The sequence below is a fragment of the Devosia sp. P3_B2 genome (assembly GCF_056402875.1).
In genome coordinates, this window is record NZ_JBFUGO010000001.1 from 136,226 (window position 1) to 155,047 (window position 18,822).

Sequence of the window (18,822 nt, forward strand, 5' to 3'; positions counted from 1 at the left end):
CGCCCAAGGAGGCGCCCGTGTTGAAGCGACCAAATTCTCCCGCCGACCTGCCCGCCAGCGTGCCGCTGTTCCCGTTGACGGGCGCCTTGCTGCTGCCTTACGCCCGGCGGCCGCTCAATATCTTCGAGCCGCGCTATGTCGAGATGATCGACCATGCGCTCCGGGGCGACCGGCTGATCGGGTTGATCCAGCCGCGCGACACGTCCGAGGAAAGCCCGAAGGGCCGGGCGCCGCTGCAGCGCATCGGCACGGTGGGGCGGATCAGCCATTTCGAGGAAGTCGAGGACAGCCGCTACTTCGTCATTCTCGAAGGCATCTGCCGCTTCGAGCTGATCAAGGAAATGCCGACCATGACGCCGTTCCGGCGCGGCATGATCGCGACCGATGCCTTCGCCTCGGATTTCGAGCGCGAGTTCGGGGAAGAGGCGGTGGACCGGCCGCGCTTCCTCAAGATGATGCGCGACTATGCCGAGTTCGGCAATTTCGACCTCAACTGGGACGAGATCGAAAAGACCGGCACGGCGGACCTGGTGAACTTCTGCGCCATGGTCTCGCCCTATGGCGCAGCCGAAAAGCAGGCGCTGCTCGAGGCCGATACGCTCGAAACCCGGGCCGAGACGCTGATCGCCATGGCCGAATTCGAGATGGCCAAGGGCGAAAACCGGGCCTCGCCGCTCAATTGACCGAGGAGCCGGCGGCAGCAGCAGCCAACCTCCGCCACGTGGTGGATGTGAAGACGCTCGAAATGCTGGTCTGCCCGCTGACCAAGACCCGGCTGACGCTATCGGCCGACGCCACCGAGTTGATCTCGGTGGCGGCCCACCTGGCCTTCCCGATCCGCGACGGCGTGCCGATGCTCAGCCTCGACGAGGCGCGCGAGATCGAGCAAGGGGATATGGGGCGGAACTTGCCGCGGTTGGGGTAGCTGCTAGATCTGCAACCCGCGCAGCAGTTTTGGCCCGTTGCGGTCGAGGCCGGCGGCTCGGGAGATCAGCAGGTCTTTCACCGGCGGCAGCCGATCGACCAACCCCATGCCGAAATCGCGCAGGGCGCGGACTGGGGCGACGTCGTTGGAGAACAGCCGCACCATGCCGTCGGTGACCATCGCCATGAGTGCGGTGTCGAAGCGGCGCCAGTGCTGGTAGCGCTCGAGGATATCGGCGGTGCCATGGTCCTGGCCGAGGCGGATGGCGTCGATCACCACTTCGGCGAGGGCGGCGACGTCCTTCAAGCCGAGGTTGAGGCCCTGGCCCGCGACCGGGTGGACGACGTGGGCGGCGTCGCCGATCAGTGCCAGGCGCGGAGCGACGAAGCTCTTGGCGATCTGCAACCGCAGCGGGAAGGTCTGCAGGCCTTCTTCGAGGGTGACGCGACCAAGGCTTGAGCCCATCACCGCTTCGATCTCGGCAGCAATCTGCTCGTTCGGCCAGGTCTTGAGTTCGGCGGCGCGCCTGGTGCTCTCGGTCCAGACCAGCGACGAACGGCGGCCGGGTAGCGGCAGGCTGGCGAAGGGGCCGGCCGGGCGGAAATGCTCGTAGGCAGTGCCCTCGTGGTCGAGCTCGTGGGTGATGGTGGTGACAAGGCCCGACTGGCGGTAGTCGTGCGAGATCACCTCGATGCCGGCCATGCCGCGCAGCGCCGATTGCGCGCCATCGGAGGCGATGACCAGCGGGGCGGTGATGGTGCGGCCATCGGCGAGGCTGAGGCGGGCTGTGGCAGCATCGGCGACGAAGCCGGTGATCTCCACCGGGGCGATGACCTCGACGCCGTCGCTCAGTGCGCCGAGCAGGGTTTCGGCGACCAGTTGGTTGGGCACGAGGTGGGCGAAGGGTTCGCCGGGCGCCACGTCGCCGATGAAGCTGAGAAAGAGCGGGCGGGAGATGTCGCCGGTGCCGGAATCGGTGATCTTCATCTGGCGCACCGGCTCGGCGCCGATCGCCATGGCGGTCCACACGCCCAGCTCGACGAAGATGCGGCGGACGCCCGCGGCGATGGCCGAGGCGCGCTGGTCCTTGGGGGCGGAAAACGGGCGGCGATCGAGCAGCGCGACGCGGAGGCCCTTCATCGAGCGGCTCAGCGCCAGCGCCATGGTGAGGCCGACCGGGCCGCCGCCCACGATCACGATGTCAAAGCTGGTGTCGGCCATCAATGCACTCCGCTCTGCCGGCTATGTCGACCTTCAGGCTGGCTCGCGCAAGAGGCTCGTTTGCCGCGGTAGTGCTGCCCAAAGTGTCAGCATTGGCGACGATTCTGCACAAACTCTAGGCAGGGGGCGGAGCAAGACGAAAGGGCGAGGCGGGCTATTGGTGCAGTCGCAGCGTCTTTCCTTAACAAAATCATAAGCTTGGCAATCGTGGCGGCAGTTTGGCACGGCACTTGAGTCTGTTTGTCCCGATTGGAGACCGTCCAAACACCGTATCGAAAGGGGCATCCATGAAGCTGGTGATCGCAATCATCAAACCGTCGCGCCTGGAGGAGGTCCGCCAGGCCCTCAACTCGCTCGACGTGCACGGCATGACCGTGACCGAAGTCAAAGGCTATGGCCGGCAGAAGGGCCATTCCGAAATCTACCGCGGCACCGAATACGCCGTGCACTTCCTGCCCAAGCTGAAGATCGAGATCGCTGTCGACGACGCCCAGTCCGACGCCATCGTCTCGGCCATTCGCGAGAGCGCCCAGACGGGCCGCATCGGTGACGGCAAGATTTTTGTGCTCGACCTGTTGGCCGTGACCCGCATCCGCACCGGCGAGACCGGCGCGGCGGCGCTCTAACGCACCTCTCTGGAGAAACAACAATGACAGACTTGAAGATGTCAAAAGTCCTGGGAGCGGCGGCGTTGGCTTCGCTGGCTCTCGCACTGCCTGCGTTCGCGCAGGATGCAGCCGCCCCGGCTGCGGCAGCGGCCGAAGTGGTTGCTACCGTCGACAAGGGCGATACCACCTGGATGATGCTGTCGACGATCCTGGTGATCGCCATGACCATCCCCGGCCTCGCCCTGTTCTACGGCGGCCTGGTGCGCGCCAAGAACATGCTCAGCGTGCTGATGCAGGTGTTCGCAGCCTTCTGCATGGTCTCCCTGCTGTGGGTGATCTACGGCTACTCGCTCGCCTTCAACGGACCGACCGACGGTGGCCTCAGCGCCTTCATCGGTGACTTCTCGAAGCTGTTCCTGTCGGGCGTGACGCCCTCCACTCAGTCGGCCACCTTCTCGGCCGGCATCGAGATTCCGGAGCTTACCTTCGTCGTCTTCCAGCTGACCTTCGCCGCCATCACTCCGGCGCTGATCGTCGGCGCCTTCGCCGAGCGCATGAAGTTCGGCGCGGTGATGCTGTTCCTCGCGCTGTGGTTCACCTTCTCGTACCTGCCGATCGCCCACATGGTGTGGTTCGGCGGCGGCTACCTGTTCGGCCTCGGCGCGTATGACTTCGCCGGTGGCACCGTGGTTCACATCAATGCCGGTGTGGCTGGTCTCGTCGCCGCGATCGTCCTCGGGCCGCGTACCGGCTTCCTCAAGGAACCGATCCCGCCGCATAACCTGACCTTCACCTTCATCGGTGCCTGTCTGCTGTGGGTCGGCTGGTTCGGCTTCAACGCCGGCTCCAACCTCGAGGCCACCGGCCTTGCGGCGCAGGCCCTGCTCAACACCATCACGGCCCCGGCCGCTGCGGCTCTCGCCTGGGCCGTCGCTGAAAAGTTCACCCGCGGCCATGCCTCGCTGCTCGGTGCTGCTTCCGGCGCCGTCGCCGGCCTCGTGGCGATCACCCCGGCCGCCGGCTTTGCCGGCAGCATGGGCGCGATCGTCCTCGGCGCGGTTGCCGGTGTGGTCTGCCTGTGGGCAGTGGTGACGCTGAAGCCGATGCTCAAGTACGACGACGCGCTTGACGTGTTCGGCGTGCACGGCATCGGTGGCATCATCGGTGCGCTCGGCACTGCGATCGTCGCGGCACCGTCGCTCGGCGGCTACGCACTGGGCGATCCGGCGGCCTACAATATCGGCTCGCAGTTCGTGATCCAGCTTACCGCAGTGGTCATCGCCATCGTGTGGTCGGCAGTGGTGACGTTCGTTGCCATGCTGATCGTCAAGGCAGTGTTCGGTGGCGCCCGCGTCTCCGAGTCGGCCGAGAGCGATGGTCTCGATATCTCGAGCCACGGCGAGCACGCCTACAACTAACACCTCTGGCGCGGGTGGGACTCTCCCTCTCCCMCCCGCGTCGAAACTGCCGGAGGGTCGAGCCCGGCTCGGCTCTCCGTCCTTCTTGCCTTCCCGCTGATCGCGGCGTGCAGCTCACGTACCTCTTGGCCCGCCACAGAGGCTTCCCACTCGCAAACCGCGTGGGCTGCACACCCCGGTCAACGGCTTCCGGGCCCGGCAACGGGCCGGCGTCCGCCCCGCCAGGCTGATGCCGCTCTGCTTACAATGTGGGCAGAGACGGGCTGTTGTCCGCCCAAATTCTGAGCACTTCGCCGGCGGCGGAGCGCTTTTGATTTGCGTCGCGGCGTAAGCTGCTAAAAAACCTCAACTCTTTTCTGCCCACCGGATTGGCATGGAGCTTGATTGCCTGCCACCCAATTAGCCCGGATGCGAGCCGGGTGTTTTGGGGGAGCTTCAAATGGCTGAGTCCGCAGGGCTCGACGTATTCTTCGTGCTGGTCGGCGCGATCCTGGTGTTTGCGATGCATGGCGGCTTCGCCTTCCTCGAACTGGGGACAGTGCGGGGCAAGAACCAGGTCAATGCGCTGGTCAAGATCCTGGTCGATTTCGCCTTCTCGACGCTGGCCTATTTCCTGATCGGCTACACCATCGCCTACGGGGTGACGTTCTTTCACAGCGCGGCGACGTTGTCGGGCGGCGGCGCGGGGTTCGCGCCGCAGGGTTTCAGCCTTGTGAAGTTCTTCTTCCTCGCAACGTTCGCCGCAGCGGTGCCGGCGATCATTTCCGGCGGCATTGCCGAGCGGGCGAAGTTCTGGCCGCAGGTGATCGCGGCGGCAGTGATCGTCGGGCTGATCTATCCGTTCTCCGAGGGGATCGTGTGGAACGGTAATTACGGCATCCAGGCCTGGCTCGAGGCGACGTTCGGCGCGCGCTTCCACGATTTTGCCGGCTCGATCCAGGTACATGCGCTGGGCGGCTGGCTGGCGCTGGCGGCGGTGCTGCGGATCGGGGCGCGCAATGGGCGCTATGGGCCGAGCGGCCGGCCGTTCCCGCCGTCATCGATCCCGTGGCTGGCGCTGGGCACGTGGCTCCTCGCCATCGGCTGGTTCGGCTTCAACGTGATGTCGGCACAGTCGGTCGCCGGGGTGTCGGGGCTGGTAGCGATCAACTCGCTGATGGCCATGGTGGGCGGCATCATCGCCGCGGTGCTGATCGGCAAGAACGACCCGGGCTTCACCCATAACGGTGCATTGGCCGGGCTCGTTGCGGTCTGCGCGGGGTCCGATCTCTACCATCCGCTGGCCGCACTGGTGGTCGGCGGAGTGGCCGGGGTGATCTTCGTCAAGGGCTTCAGCTGGACGCAGGAGAAGCTGAAGATCGACGACGTGCTCGGCGTCTGGCCACTGCACGGGCTTTGCGGACTGTGGGGCGGCGTTGCCGCCGGGATCTTCGGACTCGAGGCGCTGGGCGGCATGGGCGGCGTGTCGTTCGTGACCCAGCTCGTCGGCTCGGTGGCCGTGTCGGCCTATGCCTTCGGCGCCGGCTACCTGCTCTATTGGCTCAGCAGCCGGCGGCTCACCCTCAAGCTCAGCGACGAGCAGCAGCGGCGTGGCGCCGACCTTTCGGTGCACTCCATCGGTTCCAATCCGGAACTCGAGTTCTAGCGCCGGCAGATCCGGGAACCGGGCCTTCCGCTCCAGCGTTTCAAGAGCGGAAGGAGAGTTCCATGTCTCTTAGGGAAAAGCTTAAGTACGTTGATTTTTCATCGATCGCGCTGCTGCTCCTCGCCGCCGCGGTCCCAGCGATAGTCATCCTCGCCGCCTAGCCGGCTTGCTCAGCGCCCCAAACCGCTCTATGAGTGGCTTCTTCACTAGCCACTCAGGAGGGGCGATATGACAGCATTTTCTCGACCGCGCCTCTTCGGGCTCGCCACGGTTCACCGTTAGGTCGCCCGGGGGCCGCCAAGGCCCCTCTCGCTAGTTCCCGGCACTGCCGGCATTTCCAGATTTGCTTTTCTTATGGGACCGGATCGCGGCTGCAAGGCGCGTCCGGACAAGTGACATGGCTCGTTCGAAGATCGATTTCCGCGGCCAGGCCTTCGCCAAGGTGCTGGGTTTCGCGGCAGGGCACTGGCGGCGCCAGCCCAAGCGTATTGCACTCATCATGGGGCTGTTCTTCACCGAGACGGTGGCCGACATCCTGACGCCGTTCTTCGCCGGCCGCCTCGTCGAGGCGGTGGCGACGGGGGCGGCAACCAACGAGATCGCCTGGAACGCGGCGGTCACGGCGTTTCTCGTCATCGTGGCGCTGGGCGTCGGTTCGGTGATCATCCGTCAGCTCGGGTTCCAGCAGATCATTTCGCTGACCCTCAGGATGATGAGCGAGATCACCCAGGGCGCCTTCCACCGGGTGCAGCGCTTCTCGTCGGACTGGCACGCCAACTCGTTCGCCGGCTCGACGGTGCGCAAGATCACCCGCGGCATGTGGGCGCTCGACCAGCTCAACGACGTGATCCTGATGGCCCTGTTCCCCTCACTGGTGATGCTGGTGGGGACGACCGTCATGCTCGGGCTGTTCTGGCCGGTAATGGGCCTGGTGATCGGCGTCGGCTCGATCATCTATATCGCCGTGACCGTCACCCTCTCGACCACCTGGGTGGCCCCGGCGGCGAGCCTTGCCAACCAGTGGGATACCCGCATGGGCGGGGCGCTGGCCGATGCCATTTCGTGCAACGCGGTGGTCAAGGGTTTTGGCGCGGAGGACCGTGAGGAATCACGGCTGAAGCTCGTTGTCGACAAATGGCGGAAGCGCACCTCGCGCACCTGGAACCGTGGCACGCTGAACGGCACCATCCAGAACGCCATGCTGCTGGTGCTGCGCGCCTCGATCATCGGGGCCGGGCTGTTGCTGTGGCAGCAGGGTGTGGCATCGGCGGGCGACATCACCTTCGTCATCACCACGTTCCTGGTCTTGCAGGGATACCTGCGCGATGTCGGCCAGCACGTGCGCAACCTGCAGCGCGCGGTGAACGACATGGAAGAGCTCGTCAATCTGGGTGACCAGAAGCTCGGCATCGAGGACAAGCCGAGCGCGAAGCCGATTGCCATCAAGGCGGGCGGCATCGCCTTCGAGCATGTCGACTTCCACTACGGCGCGCATTCCAAGGCGCTCTACCACGACCTTTCGGTCACCATCGCGCCAGGCGAGAAGGTGGGCCTCGTCGGTCACTCCGGCTCGGGCAAGACAACGTTCGTCAAGCTGATCCAGCGTCTGCACGATGTCAGCGGCGGCTGCATCGCCATCGACGGCGTCGACATTCGCGACGTCGGCCAGGCCTCGCTGCGCCAGCAGATCGCCATCGTGCAGCAGGAGCCGGTGCTGTTCCACCGCTCGCTCGCCGAGAACATCGCCTATGGCAAGCCGGGTGCCGATCGCCAACAGATCATCGCGGCGGCGAAGCTCGCCAATGCGCATGATTTCATCGAGCGGCTGCCCAAGGGCTACGAGACACTGGTCGGCGAGCGCGGCATCAAGCTGTCGGGCGGCGAGCGGCAGCGTGTCGCCATCGCCCGCGCCTTCCTGTCGGATGCGCGGGTGCTGATCCTCGACGAGGCAACGTCGAGCCTCGACAGCGAGAGCGAACTGCTGATCCAGCAGGCGATGGAGCGGCTGATGGTGGGGCGGACGACGATCGTCATCGCCCATCGACTGTCGACGGTGCGCGCCCTCGACCGGCTGCTGGTGTTCGACACCGGCAAGGTGGTCGAGGAAGGCACGCACGAGCAGCTGGTGAAGCGGCCGGATGGCATCTATCGCCGGCTGTTCGAACGGCAGGCGCTGGAGTTGATCAAGGGGCTGGAGGCGGCGGAGTAAATCCCTCGCTTCGAAGGGAGGGACGCCTTGGCTTTCATCGTCGAATGACGATATAAGCCCTCATGGCTTCCCTCCCCCTTTCCATCCTCGACCTCGCTCCCGTCTCCGAAGGCACCTCAACCCCGGACGCGCTGCGCAACATCGTGCAACTCGCCAAGCTCGGCGATGAGCTCGGCTTCACCCGGCTCTGGTACGCCGAGCATCACGGCATGCCCTCGATCGCATCGTCTTCGCCGGAGGTGCTGATCGCCACGGCAGCGGCCAATACTTCGCGCATCCGGGTCGGCTCGGGCGGGGTGATGCTGCCCAATCATGTGCCGCTGCGGGTCGTTGAAACCTATCGCACGCTCAATGGGCTCAATCCCGGCCGCATCGATCTGGGCATCGGTCGCGCCGGGGGCAGCGACGGGCGGACGCTGCAGGCGCTGCGCTCGGTGGGCGGCGAGTATTTCGCGCAGGAGCTGGCCGAGATGCTGGCCTTCGAGGAGGGCAATTTCGCTCCCGACCACCCGTTCCATCCGGTCATGGTGGTGCCGGAGCGGGTGGAACTGCCGCCGGTCTATCTGCTCGGCTCCAGCGGCGCGAGCGCACAGGCCGCGGGGCAGCTGGGCGTCGGCTATTCGTTCGCGGCGCATTTCAGTGCGACGCCGGCGGGTCCGGCATTCCAGGCCTATCGCGCGGCGTTCACGCCGACCGACGCCTTTCCCAAGCCGCATGCGATCATCGCGGTTTCGGCGCTGGTGGCGCCGACGGACGAAGAGGCACGGTTCCTGGCGCGCTCGCAGGAGCTGATGTGGGCGCTGTTCCATTCCGGCCAAGTGCGGAAGCTGGTGTCGCCGGAAGAGGCGGCAGCGCATAGCTACACGCCGCACGAGACCCGCATCATCGAAGGTCAGCGTCCACTCTGGATCGTCGGCTCGCCCGATACGGTGCAGGCCGCGATCGAGCGAAAGGTCGAAGAATCCGGCGCCGACGAGGTGATGGTGACCACCACCATGTATGACTATGAGCTGCGGCTGCGCTCGTTCCGGCTGCTGGCGGAGGCTTTCGGCATCCGCAGCTAATGGTCAGGCAGCGACCGCCTCGCGCCGTGCGGCATGGATGGCCGCGGGCTGGAAGAGCAGCTTCACGTAATTGCGCGCCATCAGCATCTGCTCGGGGAGGACGCCGGGCCGGCCGAGCGACTTGGCCATGATGATGCCGCCATCGATGGCGCAGCAGATGGTGCGGGCCAGCCGGTCCGGATCGATCGCCTCGCGGGGCGGGTAGAGTTCTACGATCTCCTCGATCATCTCGCGGAAGAACGTGTTCCAGCCCTGCACCGCCTCCCGGACCTGGGCGCGCACCTCGCGGTCGAACAACCGGTCCTGGTAGCTCATGGCGGCGACGAGGCAGCCCGGGTGGCCGCCCGGCAGCGCGGAGATGTGCTCGGCAAACAGGGTGAGGCCGATGAGCAGCCGCTGCAGCGGGTCGTCGCTGAGCTGCGCTGCGCGTCCGAACACGTCGTGGACCAGTTCATTGTTGCGCTGCCGGTAGCGGACGATGAGACCCTTGGCGAGCTCGTTCTTGTCCTTGAAGTGATAGAAGAAGCCGGACTTGGTGATGCCGGCCTCGGCGATGATCTCGTCGATCGAGGTGACGCCGAAGCCTTTGGCGAGCACGCCCGCTTCGGCGATATCGAGGATACGTTCACGCGTTTCATTGCCTTTGCGCATGGTGGTCCCTCCTAGAAACTGTACTTCCGGTGTGGTTCTCGGATCGCTCGACCCACGCCGACACGTCGCCCCTCGCGACAGGATGCGGGCTATCCGGTTGTGATTGCTCGCCAAGTTCCTGGGACGCCGAACTGTACCACGGGCTCGCTATCGCCCACTCAAAAGTCATCATATGTTTTGTCTCAAGCGGGGCGCGCCGAGGATGACGACTATGACGACCATCGACCTGAACGAGAGCCCGCTCGTAACCCGCCACAACACCGACTCCGGCTTCATCCGGCGGCTGCTGGGCCGCTGGCTGCAGCGGCGCCGGGAGCGTGCCACGCTGATCGGTCTCATCCGTATGGAGCCCCACCTGCTGCGCGACATAGGTATCGAGCCCGGCGACATTTTCGACGCGCTCGATGGCAAACGCAGCTCCGTGCTGTTCAATCCGGTGCGGAAGCCCGACCATCGCTAGCCCCTGACTGCCCGCCAGGCGGCGATGATGGCATTGGCCGAAAGGTCGATGTCGGCCTCGGTGGTGGCGCCCGAAGTGACGGAAATCCGCATCACCCAGTCGCCGCGCCAGGCAGCGCCCGCGACGTAGCAGACGCCGCTATCGAGCACGCGGGCAATCACCGCCTCGGTGTCGGCCTTGCGGGCCTCGGCATCGCCGGTGCCGAAATTGAGGATCAGCTGGTTGATCGTCACTTCGTTGACGACGCGGATGCCGGGCTCCGTCGCCAGGCGTTCGGCCATGCGGCGCGCGAGCCGGCAGTGGCGCTCGACGATCTCGACGATGCCGGCGCGGCCAAGGGTCTTCAACAGCGCGTAGACCGGCACACCGCGGGCGCGGCGGGACAGCTCTGGAACATAGTTCGAGGGGACGCGGTCGCCTTGGGCGATGGAAGGCAGGTAGCTCGACCACTGCGTCATGGCGCCGAGCAGCGCGTCGCGATTCCTCACGATGGCGAAGCCGGAATCATACGGCGCCTGCAACCATTTGTGGCCATCGGTGACCCAGGAATCGGCGCCCTCGATGCCGTCCGTCAGGTGCCGCAACGACGGCGTGGCGCGGGCCCAGAGGCCGAAAGCCCCGTCGACATGCACCCAGGCGCCATTTGCTTTGCCGATCGCGACGATGTCGCCGAACGGATCATAGGAGCCGGTATTGATCTGGCCGGCTTGGGCGATAACGATCTTGGGGCCGGTGAGACCGGCAAACGCTGCCTCGAGGGCCGATGGCAGCATGCGGCCTTCGCTGTCGGTGGCGATGGTGATGACCCGCTTGCGGCCGAAACCAATCAGCTGCAGCGACGAGAACAGCGACGAGTGCGCATCGGCTCCGATCAGCACGTGCACCGGCGGCGCCCCGAACAGGCCGTCGCTGTCGGGATCCCAGCCAGCATCCAGCAGGACGCCGGTGCGGGCGGCGGCGAGGCAGGTGCCGTTGGCGACGGTGGCACCGGTGCCGAAGCCGATGGCACTTTCACGCGGCAGGTCGAGGATCTCGAGCAGCCACCGCTCGGCAACCTCCTCGAGCGCCGCTGCGGCCGGCGCGGTCGATTGGTACCCGGCGTTCTGCCCCCACGCGCTGATCAACCAGTCGGCAGCGACGCCGGCCGGATGCGAGCCGCCCATCACCCAGGCGAAGAAACGCGGGCCGACGGTCGGCATCAGGCCCGGGGCCGCGAGGGCGGCCAATTCATCGAGCATCGCGCCGGCATCCATGCCGGTTTCCGGCAGCGCCGCCGAAAACCGTTCGCGCATCTCGTGATAGCCCATTTCGGGACGGCCTGCCTTCCGGCGCACTCCCGCGCGATAGTCTACAGCGTGATCGACCGCGCGGGTCAGCAGCGTACGCAAGTCATCAGTCATAATATGATCTCCCGGCGGCGCAGCAGAAATCATACCGCATCTGAAGCGCAGATGAACAAAGGCCCGGCGCCATGACAGCGCCGGGCCCGCGAAAGTCTATGGAATAGCGCTAGGCGGCGAGCTTCTTGAGGATCGCAGCGCCCATCTCTTCGGTGCCGACCGTCTTGCGGTTGTCTTGCGCAATGTCGCCGGTGCGGAGGCCATCGGCCAGCACGCTCGAAATGGCGGCCTCGAGCCGATCGGCCAGCGCCACGAGGTTGAACGAATAGCGGAGCGCCATCGCGAAGCTCGCCAGCATGGCGATCGGGTTGGCGATACCTTGGCCGGCGATATCGGGGGCCGAGCCGTGCACCGGCTCGTAGAGCGCCTTGCGCTTGCCGGTGGTCGCATCCGGTGCGCCGAGCGAGGCGGACGGCAGCATGCCGAGCGAACCGGTCAGCATGGCGGCCGCGTCGGAGAGGATGTCGCCGAACAGGTTGTCAGTGACCATCACGTCGAACTGCTTGGGATTGCGCACCAGCTGCATCGCCGCGTTGTCGGCGAGGATGTGGTGGAACTCGATATCCGGATAGTCCTTGGCCACGGCCTGCGCGACTTCATCCCACAAGACTCCCGACTTCATGACGTTCTTCTTGTCGGCCGAATGCACCTTGTTCTTGCGGGTGCGGGCGAGGTCCATGGCGACGCGGACGATCCGATCGATCTCGTAGGTCTCGTAGACCTGGGTATCGATGGCGCGCTTCTGGCCGTTGCCGAGGTCGGTGATGGTCTTGGGCTCGCCGAAATAGACGCCGCCGGTGAGCTCGCGGACGATCAGGATGTCGAGGCCCTCGATCAGCTCGCGCTTCAGTGACGAGGCATCAGCCAGCGCCGGGTAGCAGATGGCCGGACGCAGGTTGGCGAACAGCTGCAGGTCCTTGCGGAGGCGGAGCAGGCCGGCTTCCGGACGCTTCTCGTACGGCACCTTGTCCCACTTGGGACCGCCGACGGCACCGAAGATCACCGCATCGGCGGCCAGCGCTTTCTGCATGTCCTCTTCCGAAATCGCCTCGCCATGCGCGTCATAGGCGCAGCCGCCGACGAGGCCCGTATCGAAGGTGAAATCCGTCTCACCCTGGCTGTTGAGCCAGGCGATCACCTTCTCGACCTCCTTCATGATCTCGGTGCCGATCCCGTCGCCGGGGAGGAGGAAGAGCTTTTGGGCCATTTTGCTTTACGTCTCGCGTTGTCAGATGGATGCGCTGTCGAAGCGCTTTTGCATGAAATAGCGGGCGCCGCCGACCGGATGATCGTGCAGCGTGCCGAACACAGAAAACCCGAGCTTTTCGTAGAACGGCCGGGCCTGGAAACTGAATGTGTCGAGCCACACGCCAAGAAGGCCTCGCTGACGCGCGAAGACCTCGGCCTCTGCCATCAGCGCCCGCCCGTGCCCCTTGCCACGCAGCTCGGCCGGCACGTGCAACCACTCGACGAACAGCCAGTCCAGCACTGCGGTCGCGGTCAACCCGCCCACCGCCTTGTCGTCCGCATCGTAAAGCAGCAGCGCGACCTTCTGGTGCGTGATGCCGCCGGTCTGCTGTTTGTTGTAGGCGCGCAACCCATTGCGCACCACCGCCACGTCGCGACCCAGGGGGTTGAGCTTAAGCCTGATCTCCACGGGTGTTAGCGTTCGTGGGCGCCCATTCGGGCGGTGACTTCGATTTCGACCTTCATCTCGGGCCGCGTTAGGCCGCAGACCAGCATGGTGGCGGCGGGACGGATGTCGTCAAACATCTTGCCGGCGACTTCGACGAGGCCGTCATAGTGCGCCATGTCGGTGATGTAGTAGCGAACGCGCACCACATCCTTGATGGTGCTGCCGGCTTCCTCGAGCGCATGGGCGATGGTCGCGAAGGCGTTGCGGGCTTGGTCGCGGATGTCGTCCGGCATCACCATGGTCTTGTAGTCGTAGCCGGTGGTGCCGCTCACATAGATGATGTTGCCGTCGACGACGGCACGCGAGTAGCCGATCTTCTTCTCGAACGGGGAGCCCGATGAGATGTGGAGGACCATGGGTGCCTCCTCAGAGCCAGGGGCGGCTCTGGCTCATCTTCTGCTCGAAGCCGGAAATCGCCGGATCGGACTTCAGCGTCGCGGCGATATCGTCGAGGCCTTCGAGCAAGGTCTGCTTGCGGGACGGGTCGATGTCGAAATGGACCGAACCGCCATCCGGGCCGCGAATGGTCTGCGCTGCGAGGTCGACGGTGATCGTCGCGTTGGAGCCGCGCTCGGCGTCATCCATCAGCAGCGCCAGTTGCTCGGGCGTCACGACGATGGGCAGAATGCCGTTCTTGAAGCAGTTATTGTAGAAGATGTCGGCGAAGCTGGTGGAGATGACGCAGCGCACGCCGAAATCGAGCAAGGCCCACGGCGCATGCTCGCGCGACGAACCGCAGCCGAAATTGTCACCGGCGACGATGATCTTGGCCTGGCGATAGGCCGGCTTGTTGAGCACGAACGTGTCGTTCTCGGTGCCATCTTCGTTGTAGCGCATCTCGGAGAACAGGGCGGAACCGAGCCCGGTGCGCTTGATGGTCTTCAGGTACTGCTTGGGAATGATCATGTCCGTGTCGATGTTGATGATCGGCAACGGCGCGGCGACGCCTGTGAGGGTCGTGAACTTATCCATGGCAATACCCCTTTCGGTGGCGGTGTAATGACGCAATGGGGGGCGGGAATCAAGTCGGACGTAGGGCGGAGCTTACCGGCCAACTTGATGACCGGCCGGCGCGGGAAACGTACCCCCACCCTGTCCCTCCCCCGCAAGGGGGGAGGAGACGCCAACACTTACACTGAGCGCGAGGCTACAAAGGCAGATTCGGAGGGTCTCCTCCCCCCTTGCGGGGAGGGGACAGGGGTGGGGGGCTCTTTGGAACTCGATGGGCGAAAGCCCACCGGCGCCTTACGCCGCGAGGCTGGTGTCGGCGGCGACGCCGAGCATCAGGTTGAGGTTCTGCACGGCTGCCCCTGAAGCGCCTTTCCCGAGATTATCGTAGACGGCGACCAGCAGGGCCTGGGCCTTCGCGTCGTTGGCGAAGACGTGTAGGCGCATGCGATTGGTGTCGTTGTAGAGCTCGGGGTCAAGTTCGGGGCTGCGCTCGATATCGGCGAGCGGCGCGACATCGACGAAGCTGTCGCGGATCGCCGCGAAGTGGTCGGCGATGGCGGCGTGGAGTTCGGCGCCGGTCGGGACCTTGGCGAGCGTCCAGAGCTGCAGCGGCACGGCGGTGATCATCCCCTGCCGGAAATTGCCGACGGCCGGCTGGAACAGCGGCGTGTGCGCAAGCTTGGCGTATTTCTGCAGCTCAGGCAGGTGCTTGTGCTTGAAGGTGAGGCCGTAGAGCGCGAACTCGTTGGCGTCCTCGCCCTTTGCCTCATAATCCTCGATCATGGTGCGGCCGCCGCCGGAATAGCCGGAGATGCCGTTGACGGTGACCGGGAAATCGGCGGGCACGAGGCCGGCTTCGATAAGCGGCCGGAGCGTTGCGATGGCGCCCTGCGGCCAGCAGCCGGGGTTGCCGACGCGCGTCGAGTTGGCGATGGCGGCGGACTGCGCCTTGTCCATCTCGGCGAAGCCGTAGGCCCAGCCTTCGGCGATGCGGTGCGCGGTCGAGGCATCGATCACCTTGGTGGTGTCGTTCTCGATCAGCGACACGCTCTCCTTGGCCGCATCGTCGGGCAGGCAGAGGATCGCCACATCGGCGAGGTTCAAGAGGCGCTTCCGCTCGTCCTGATCCTTGCGCTTGTCGTGCGCGATGGAGATGACCTCGAGGTCGCGACGGCCGGCAAGGCGCTCCCGGATCTGCAGACCCGTGGTACCGGCTTCGCCGTCGATGAAGATTTTCGCGACCATGTAAGGCTCCCATGGGGGTGAATGCGCGGGACATATAGGGGTTGCCTCTGTCACGTGCAAAGGGTTTGGTTGCGCCAACACGATCATATGAGAGGCCGAAAATGACCCCGCACAACCACGCCAAGCCCGGCGACTATGCCGAAGCGGTCCTGCTGCCCGGCGACCCGCTGCGCGCCAAATGGATCGCCGAGAACTTCTTCACCGATGCCAAGCTGGTCAACTCGGTGCGCAACTGCCTCGGCTATACCGGCACCTGGAAGGGCAAGCCCGTTTCGGTGCAGGCGACCGGCATGGGGCAGGCGTCGCTGTCGATCTACGTGCACGAGTTGATCAACGTCTATGGGCTGCAGAAGCTGATCCGGGTCGGCACCTGCGGCGGGCTAAACGCCAAGGTGAAGGTGCGCGACCTGATCATCGCGCAGGGCGCGACGACGGATTCGGCGATCGTGCGCGACGCGTTCATGCCATTCAACTTTGCGCCGATCGCCGATTTCGGGCTGCTTCGCGACAGCGTCGAGCGGGCCGAGAAGGCCGGGATGCGCTACCACGTGGGCAACATGCTCTCGTCGGACATCTTCTATCACATCGAGCCCGGCCTCGCCGGTTACGGCCGGCTGCCGGCGCACGGCATCCTCGGGGTCGAGATGGAGGCGGCGGCGCTCTACACGCTGGCGGCACGGTTCGAGCGCAAGGCGCTGGCCATCTGCACGATGACCGACTGCCTGATCACTCATGCCGAACTTAGTGCCGAGGACCGGCAGTCGTCGCTAAAGGAGATGATCACCCTGGCGCTCGACACCGCGATCGGGGCTTGAGCGTCCTCGACAAACTGTCTTCGGCGCTCGGGCGGAACGACGAGCGGCCGAATGTGGAGTTGGCCGAGGGGCTGGCAGCGAAGCCGGACGCCGCCGCGGTAAGAGAACTGGTCGGGGCGCTGTCGACGGGTTCGACCGCGGTGTCGAACGACGCGATCAAGGTGCTGTACGAGCTGGGCGCGCGGCGTCCGGAACTGGTGGTGCCACATGCGGGAGCGTTCCTGACGCTGCTCGGTTCAAGGAACAACCGCAATGTCTGGGGCGCTCTCCAGGCGATCGAGTCCGTGACTCAACTGGCGCCTGAACTGGTGCTTTCGGCCCTGCCGCAGATCATCGCGGCGGCGGATAAGGGTTCGGTGATCGCCAAGGACAAGGCGGTGCAGATCCTCGCCAAGCTCGCTACGGCGGGGCATGCCGAGGTGGCCTTGCCGGTATTGCTGGAGCGGGTGGAGGCGGCGGCGCCGAACCAGTTTCCGATGTATGCCGAAGCTGCTAGTGTGGTGGTCGATGCAGGACATCGGGAACGGCTGCGCCAGATCCTGGACGCGCGGCTGGGACAGATCGACGCCTCCGCCAAGCGTGCGCGGGTCGACAAAATCCTGCGGAGATTGCAGCGGTAACCCGCTGTAGACCATAACAAAAAAGCTGAGGTACGAGCCTCATTCGGCGCGAGTGGCATAGCGCGGAATGTCAATACGCGTTGGCATGTAGCGAGGCTGGAAGTTGATCTTCCGGCGCCCTCCAGAACCTGCCCATACTCTCTTCGACGCACCGATATTGCAGCGGAACTGAACCGCTGGCGGGGGCGTTTCACGGGTTACGCTAGGCATCTGAGGGGAGGCCAGGATGAATACCCATACACTAGTCGAGCATCGCGATATCCAGAACTGGGTGACGGCCCGCAAGGGCCAGCCGGCGCTCCGGAGTGTGCCCGATCCGACCGGCCGGATGCGCGCGCGGCTCGCGTTGAATTTCGCCCGCCCGCAGGCGCCGACCGAAACGCCGAGCCAGGACGACGGCATCAGCCCGTGCTCGTGGACGGCATGGTTGGCCGAACTCGACCGGCAGCATCTGGCGTTGCGCGTCAGCGACCAGATGGTCTTCGAGTTCGTCGAGCGGCGCGAGCGGAACTAGGCGGATTTGGCCAGCGAAGTGCCAGCCAGGGGATGGGCCGGCATAACATCGGCATCCGGATCGCCGGAGACGCCGACACGGTCACGGCCGTCACGCTTCGCTGTGTAGAGCGCCGCGTCGGCCCGGCGGCGAAGACCAGAGAGGCTTTCGTCGTCGAACCGCTCGGCGACACCGAAGCTTGCGGTGCAGCGGACGAACGGCGGCAGGCCCGGGATCGACAGCGAAGCAAAGCTTGCGCGCAGGGTTTCGGCGAGCAGGCGCGCGATGGCGAGGTTGGCGCCTGGGATGAACACCGCGAATTCCTCGCCGCCCATGCGGCCGACAACCGCTTCGGCCGGCGCAGTGTCGCGCAGCAGCGCAGCAAAGGCGACGATCACCAGGTCGCCGGTATCGTGGCCGTAATTGTCGTTGACCGACTTGAACGCATCGAGGTCGGCAAGCACGAGCGCCGCCGGCAAGCTGCGATTGTTCATGCCCGGGGCGGCGCGCTCTTCGAAACCGCGGCGGTTGTAGACGGCCGAGAGCGGATCGGTTTCGGAGCGGGCGGTGATCTCGACCAGCATGTCGCGGACCAGCAGCATCAGCATCAACAGCCCGGTAGCCACCTGCAGGATGGCGCCGAGCGATTGCGAGTAGAGCGCGTAGGTCGTTGCGAGGTAGGTAGCGGAGGTGTCGCCCGAGCCGCCAAGCAGCACGGCGGCGAAGGGCTTTGAAAGGAACTGCAGCGCGCTCAGCGTGAACAGCGCAACGAGGCCGACATCGATGGTCTGGCGGCGGCGCGAGGCGAGGATGATCCAGGCGGCGCAGGCCTGCATCAGGGCATAGGGCGCCTGGTAGATGAGGTTCCGCGGCACGGTGTCGTGGGGCAGCATGTAGCCGTACCAATTGGCGACGACCGACAGGACGACGATGGCAGCAACGCCGGGCCAGGGCAGGGCGCGGCCATAGCGGCGGGCGACGCCCAGCGTTACCGAGGTGACGGCTCCGAGAAAGCTGGAGAAGCCAGCGGTGTAGGCGAATTGCGGGTAGTCCTGCAGCGGCAGGACGAATTCGGAGGCGATGTAGAGGATGCCGAACACGTAGGCGAGGGCGAAATAGGGCGCGACCTTATCCGCCCGGTTGGAGACGCCGACCAGGAAGAAGGCGAGCGCAAACAGCGCCGCGATGAACAGATTGATGGCGAGGATGAAGCTCGCGCCAGCCATGCCCTGCAGTCCGCGTCCTTGGGTAGTGGAACGACACTAGCGGCAGCCCGAGAAAGAACGGGTTAACAGCAAGCTCCAAGTGCAGCGCCATGCTGTCGCAGTCGAGTATAGGAACATGTCGCGGGCTTGGAACCAGACGCCTCTGCGACCACTTAAGCTAAGGGAGTTTTCCCGC

At 65.4% G+C, this 18,822-nt stretch carries 20 protein-coding genes; 11 read left to right on the top strand and 9 right to left on the bottom strand.

Annotated elements, in window-relative coordinates:
• Positions 1-17: 17 nt before the first annotated feature.
• Positions 18-683, top strand: a complete 666-nt coding sequence (locus AC1DV8_RS00710) for an LON peptidase substrate-binding domain-containing protein (protein ID WP_477148356.1) — start codon at positions 18-20, stop codon at positions 681-683.
• A 38-nt stretch (positions 684-721) separates the two neighbouring features.
• A complete protein-coding gene (locus AC1DV8_RS00715) occupies positions 722-925 on the top strand; it encodes a Trm112 family protein (RefSeq protein ID WP_477156378.1) in 204 nt (67 codons plus the stop codon).
• Positions 926-928: 3 nt separating this feature from the next.
• Here AC1DV8_RS00715 and AC1DV8_RS00720 read toward each other — a convergent pair whose 3' ends face one another.
• Entirely contained in the window at positions 929-2,146 is a 1,218-nt protein-coding gene (locus AC1DV8_RS00720; protein ID WP_477156113.1) for an FAD-dependent oxidoreductase, read from the bottom strand.
• 287 nt (positions 2,147-2,433) lie between these two features.
• On the opposite strand from AC1DV8_RS00720, the gene AC1DV8_RS00725 reads away from it, so the two are divergent.
• The 5 genes from AC1DV8_RS00725 (at position 2,434) to AC1DV8_RS00745 (ending at position 9,090) form a co-directional block, all read left to right on the top strand.
• Positions 2,434-2,772, top strand: coding sequence for a P-II family nitrogen regulator (locus AC1DV8_RS00725; protein ID WP_055046886.1), 339 nt, complete (start codon positions 2,434-2,436; stop codon positions 2,770-2,772).
• Positions 2,773-2,795: 23 nt separating this feature from the next.
• Positions 2,796-4,172, top strand: a complete 1,377-nt coding sequence (locus tag AC1DV8_RS00730) for an ammonium transporter (RefSeq protein ID WP_477148354.1) — start codon at positions 2,796-2,798, stop codon at positions 4,170-4,172.
• 439 nt (positions 4,173-4,611) lie between these two features.
• A complete protein-coding gene (locus AC1DV8_RS00735) occupies positions 4,612-5,817 on the top strand; it encodes an ammonium transporter (RefSeq protein WP_477148353.1) in 1,206 nt (401 codons plus the stop codon).
• Between the two features lie 397 nt (positions 5,818-6,214).
• Entirely contained in the window at positions 6,215-8,026 is a 1,812-nt protein-coding gene (locus tag AC1DV8_RS00740) for an ABC transporter ATP-binding protein (RefSeq protein WP_477156114.1), read from the top strand.
• A 62-nt stretch (positions 8,027-8,088) separates the two neighbouring features.
• Entirely contained in the window at positions 8,089-9,090 is a 1,002-nt protein-coding gene (locus tag AC1DV8_RS00745) for an LLM class flavin-dependent oxidoreductase (RefSeq protein WP_477156115.1), read from the top strand.
• Positions 9,091-9,093: 3 nt separating this feature from the next.
• Here AC1DV8_RS00745 and AC1DV8_RS00750 read toward each other — a convergent pair whose 3' ends face one another.
• Positions 9,094-9,741, bottom strand: a complete 648-nt coding sequence (locus AC1DV8_RS00750) for a TetR/AcrR family transcriptional regulator (protein WP_477156116.1) — start codon at positions 9,739-9,741, stop codon at positions 9,094-9,096.
• A 211-nt stretch (positions 9,742-9,952) separates the two neighbouring features.
• Here AC1DV8_RS00750 and AC1DV8_RS00755 point away from each other — a divergent pair, with 211 nt between their 5' ends.
• Entirely contained in the window at positions 9,953-10,201 is a 249-nt protein-coding gene (locus tag AC1DV8_RS00755) for a DUF1127 domain-containing protein (RefSeq protein WP_477156117.1), read from the top strand.
• Here the strand turns inward: AC1DV8_RS00755 and AC1DV8_RS00760 are convergent.
• The 6 genes from AC1DV8_RS00760 to argC form a co-directional block, all read right to left on the bottom strand.
• Positions 10,198-11,601 (bottom strand): pyridoxal phosphate-dependent decarboxylase family protein, encoded by a 1,404-nt coding sequence (locus AC1DV8_RS00760; RefSeq protein ID WP_477156118.1) that lies wholly within the window; start codon positions 11,599-11,601, stop codon positions 10,198-10,200. The genes AC1DV8_RS00755 and AC1DV8_RS00760 overlap by 4 nt on opposite strands.
• A gap of 109 nt (positions 11,602-11,710) precedes the next feature.
• Positions 11,711-12,808: a 3-isopropylmalate dehydrogenase gene (leuB, locus tag AC1DV8_RS00765; RefSeq protein ID WP_477148347.1), complete on the bottom strand. Its 1,098-nt coding sequence runs from the start codon at positions 12,806-12,808 to the stop codon at positions 11,711-11,713.
• A 21-nt stretch (positions 12,809-12,829) separates the two neighbouring features.
• Entirely contained in the window at positions 12,830-13,258 is a 429-nt protein-coding gene (locus tag AC1DV8_RS00770; RefSeq protein WP_477156119.1) for a GNAT family N-acetyltransferase, read from the bottom strand.
• A gap of 5 nt (positions 13,259-13,263) precedes the next feature.
• The gene (locus AC1DV8_RS00775; RefSeq protein WP_477148345.1) at positions 13,264-13,653 is read right to left on the bottom strand and encodes a RidA family protein; all 390 of its coding nucleotides are present in this window, start codon (positions 13,651-13,653) and stop codon (positions 13,264-13,266) included.
• 10 nt (positions 13,654-13,663) lie between these two features.
• Entirely contained in the window at positions 13,664-14,269 is a 606-nt protein-coding gene (leuD, locus tag AC1DV8_RS00780; protein ID WP_477148344.1) for a 3-isopropylmalate dehydratase small subunit, read from the bottom strand.
• A gap of 273 nt (positions 14,270-14,542) precedes the next feature.
• On the bottom strand, positions 14,543-15,493 hold the full coding sequence (argC, locus tag AC1DV8_RS00785) for an N-acetyl-gamma-glutamyl-phosphate reductase (RefSeq protein ID WP_477156120.1): 951 nt from the start codon (positions 15,491-15,493) through the stop codon (positions 14,543-14,545).
• A gap of 101 nt (positions 15,494-15,594) precedes the next feature.
• On the opposite strand from argC, the gene deoD reads away from it, so the two are divergent.
• From deoD to AC1DV8_RS00800, 3 genes are all read left to right on the top strand, one after another.
• Positions 15,595-16,308 carry a purine-nucleoside phosphorylase gene (gene deoD / locus AC1DV8_RS00790; RefSeq protein ID WP_477156121.1) on the top strand — a complete coding sequence of 238 codons (714 nt, stop codon included), beginning with the start codon at positions 15,595-15,597 and terminating at the stop codon, positions 16,306-16,308.
• The gene (locus tag AC1DV8_RS00795; protein WP_477156122.1) at positions 16,305-16,928 is read left to right on the top strand and encodes a hypothetical protein; all 624 of its coding nucleotides are present in this window, start codon (positions 16,305-16,307) and stop codon (positions 16,926-16,928) included. Before deoD ends, AC1DV8_RS00795 begins: the two co-directional genes overlap by 4 nt.
• 226 nt (positions 16,929-17,154) lie before the next feature.
• Positions 17,155-17,442, top strand: a complete 288-nt coding sequence (locus AC1DV8_RS00800) for a hypothetical protein (protein ID WP_477148340.1) — start codon at positions 17,155-17,157, stop codon at positions 17,440-17,442.
• Here AC1DV8_RS00800 and AC1DV8_RS00805 read toward each other — a convergent pair.
• Positions 17,439-18,647, bottom strand: a complete 1,209-nt coding sequence (locus tag AC1DV8_RS00805) for a GGDEF domain-containing protein (protein ID WP_477156123.1) — start codon at positions 18,645-18,647, stop codon at positions 17,439-17,441. The genes AC1DV8_RS00800 and AC1DV8_RS00805 overlap by 4 nt on opposite strands.
• Between the last annotated feature and the right edge of the window lie 175 nt (positions 18,648-18,822).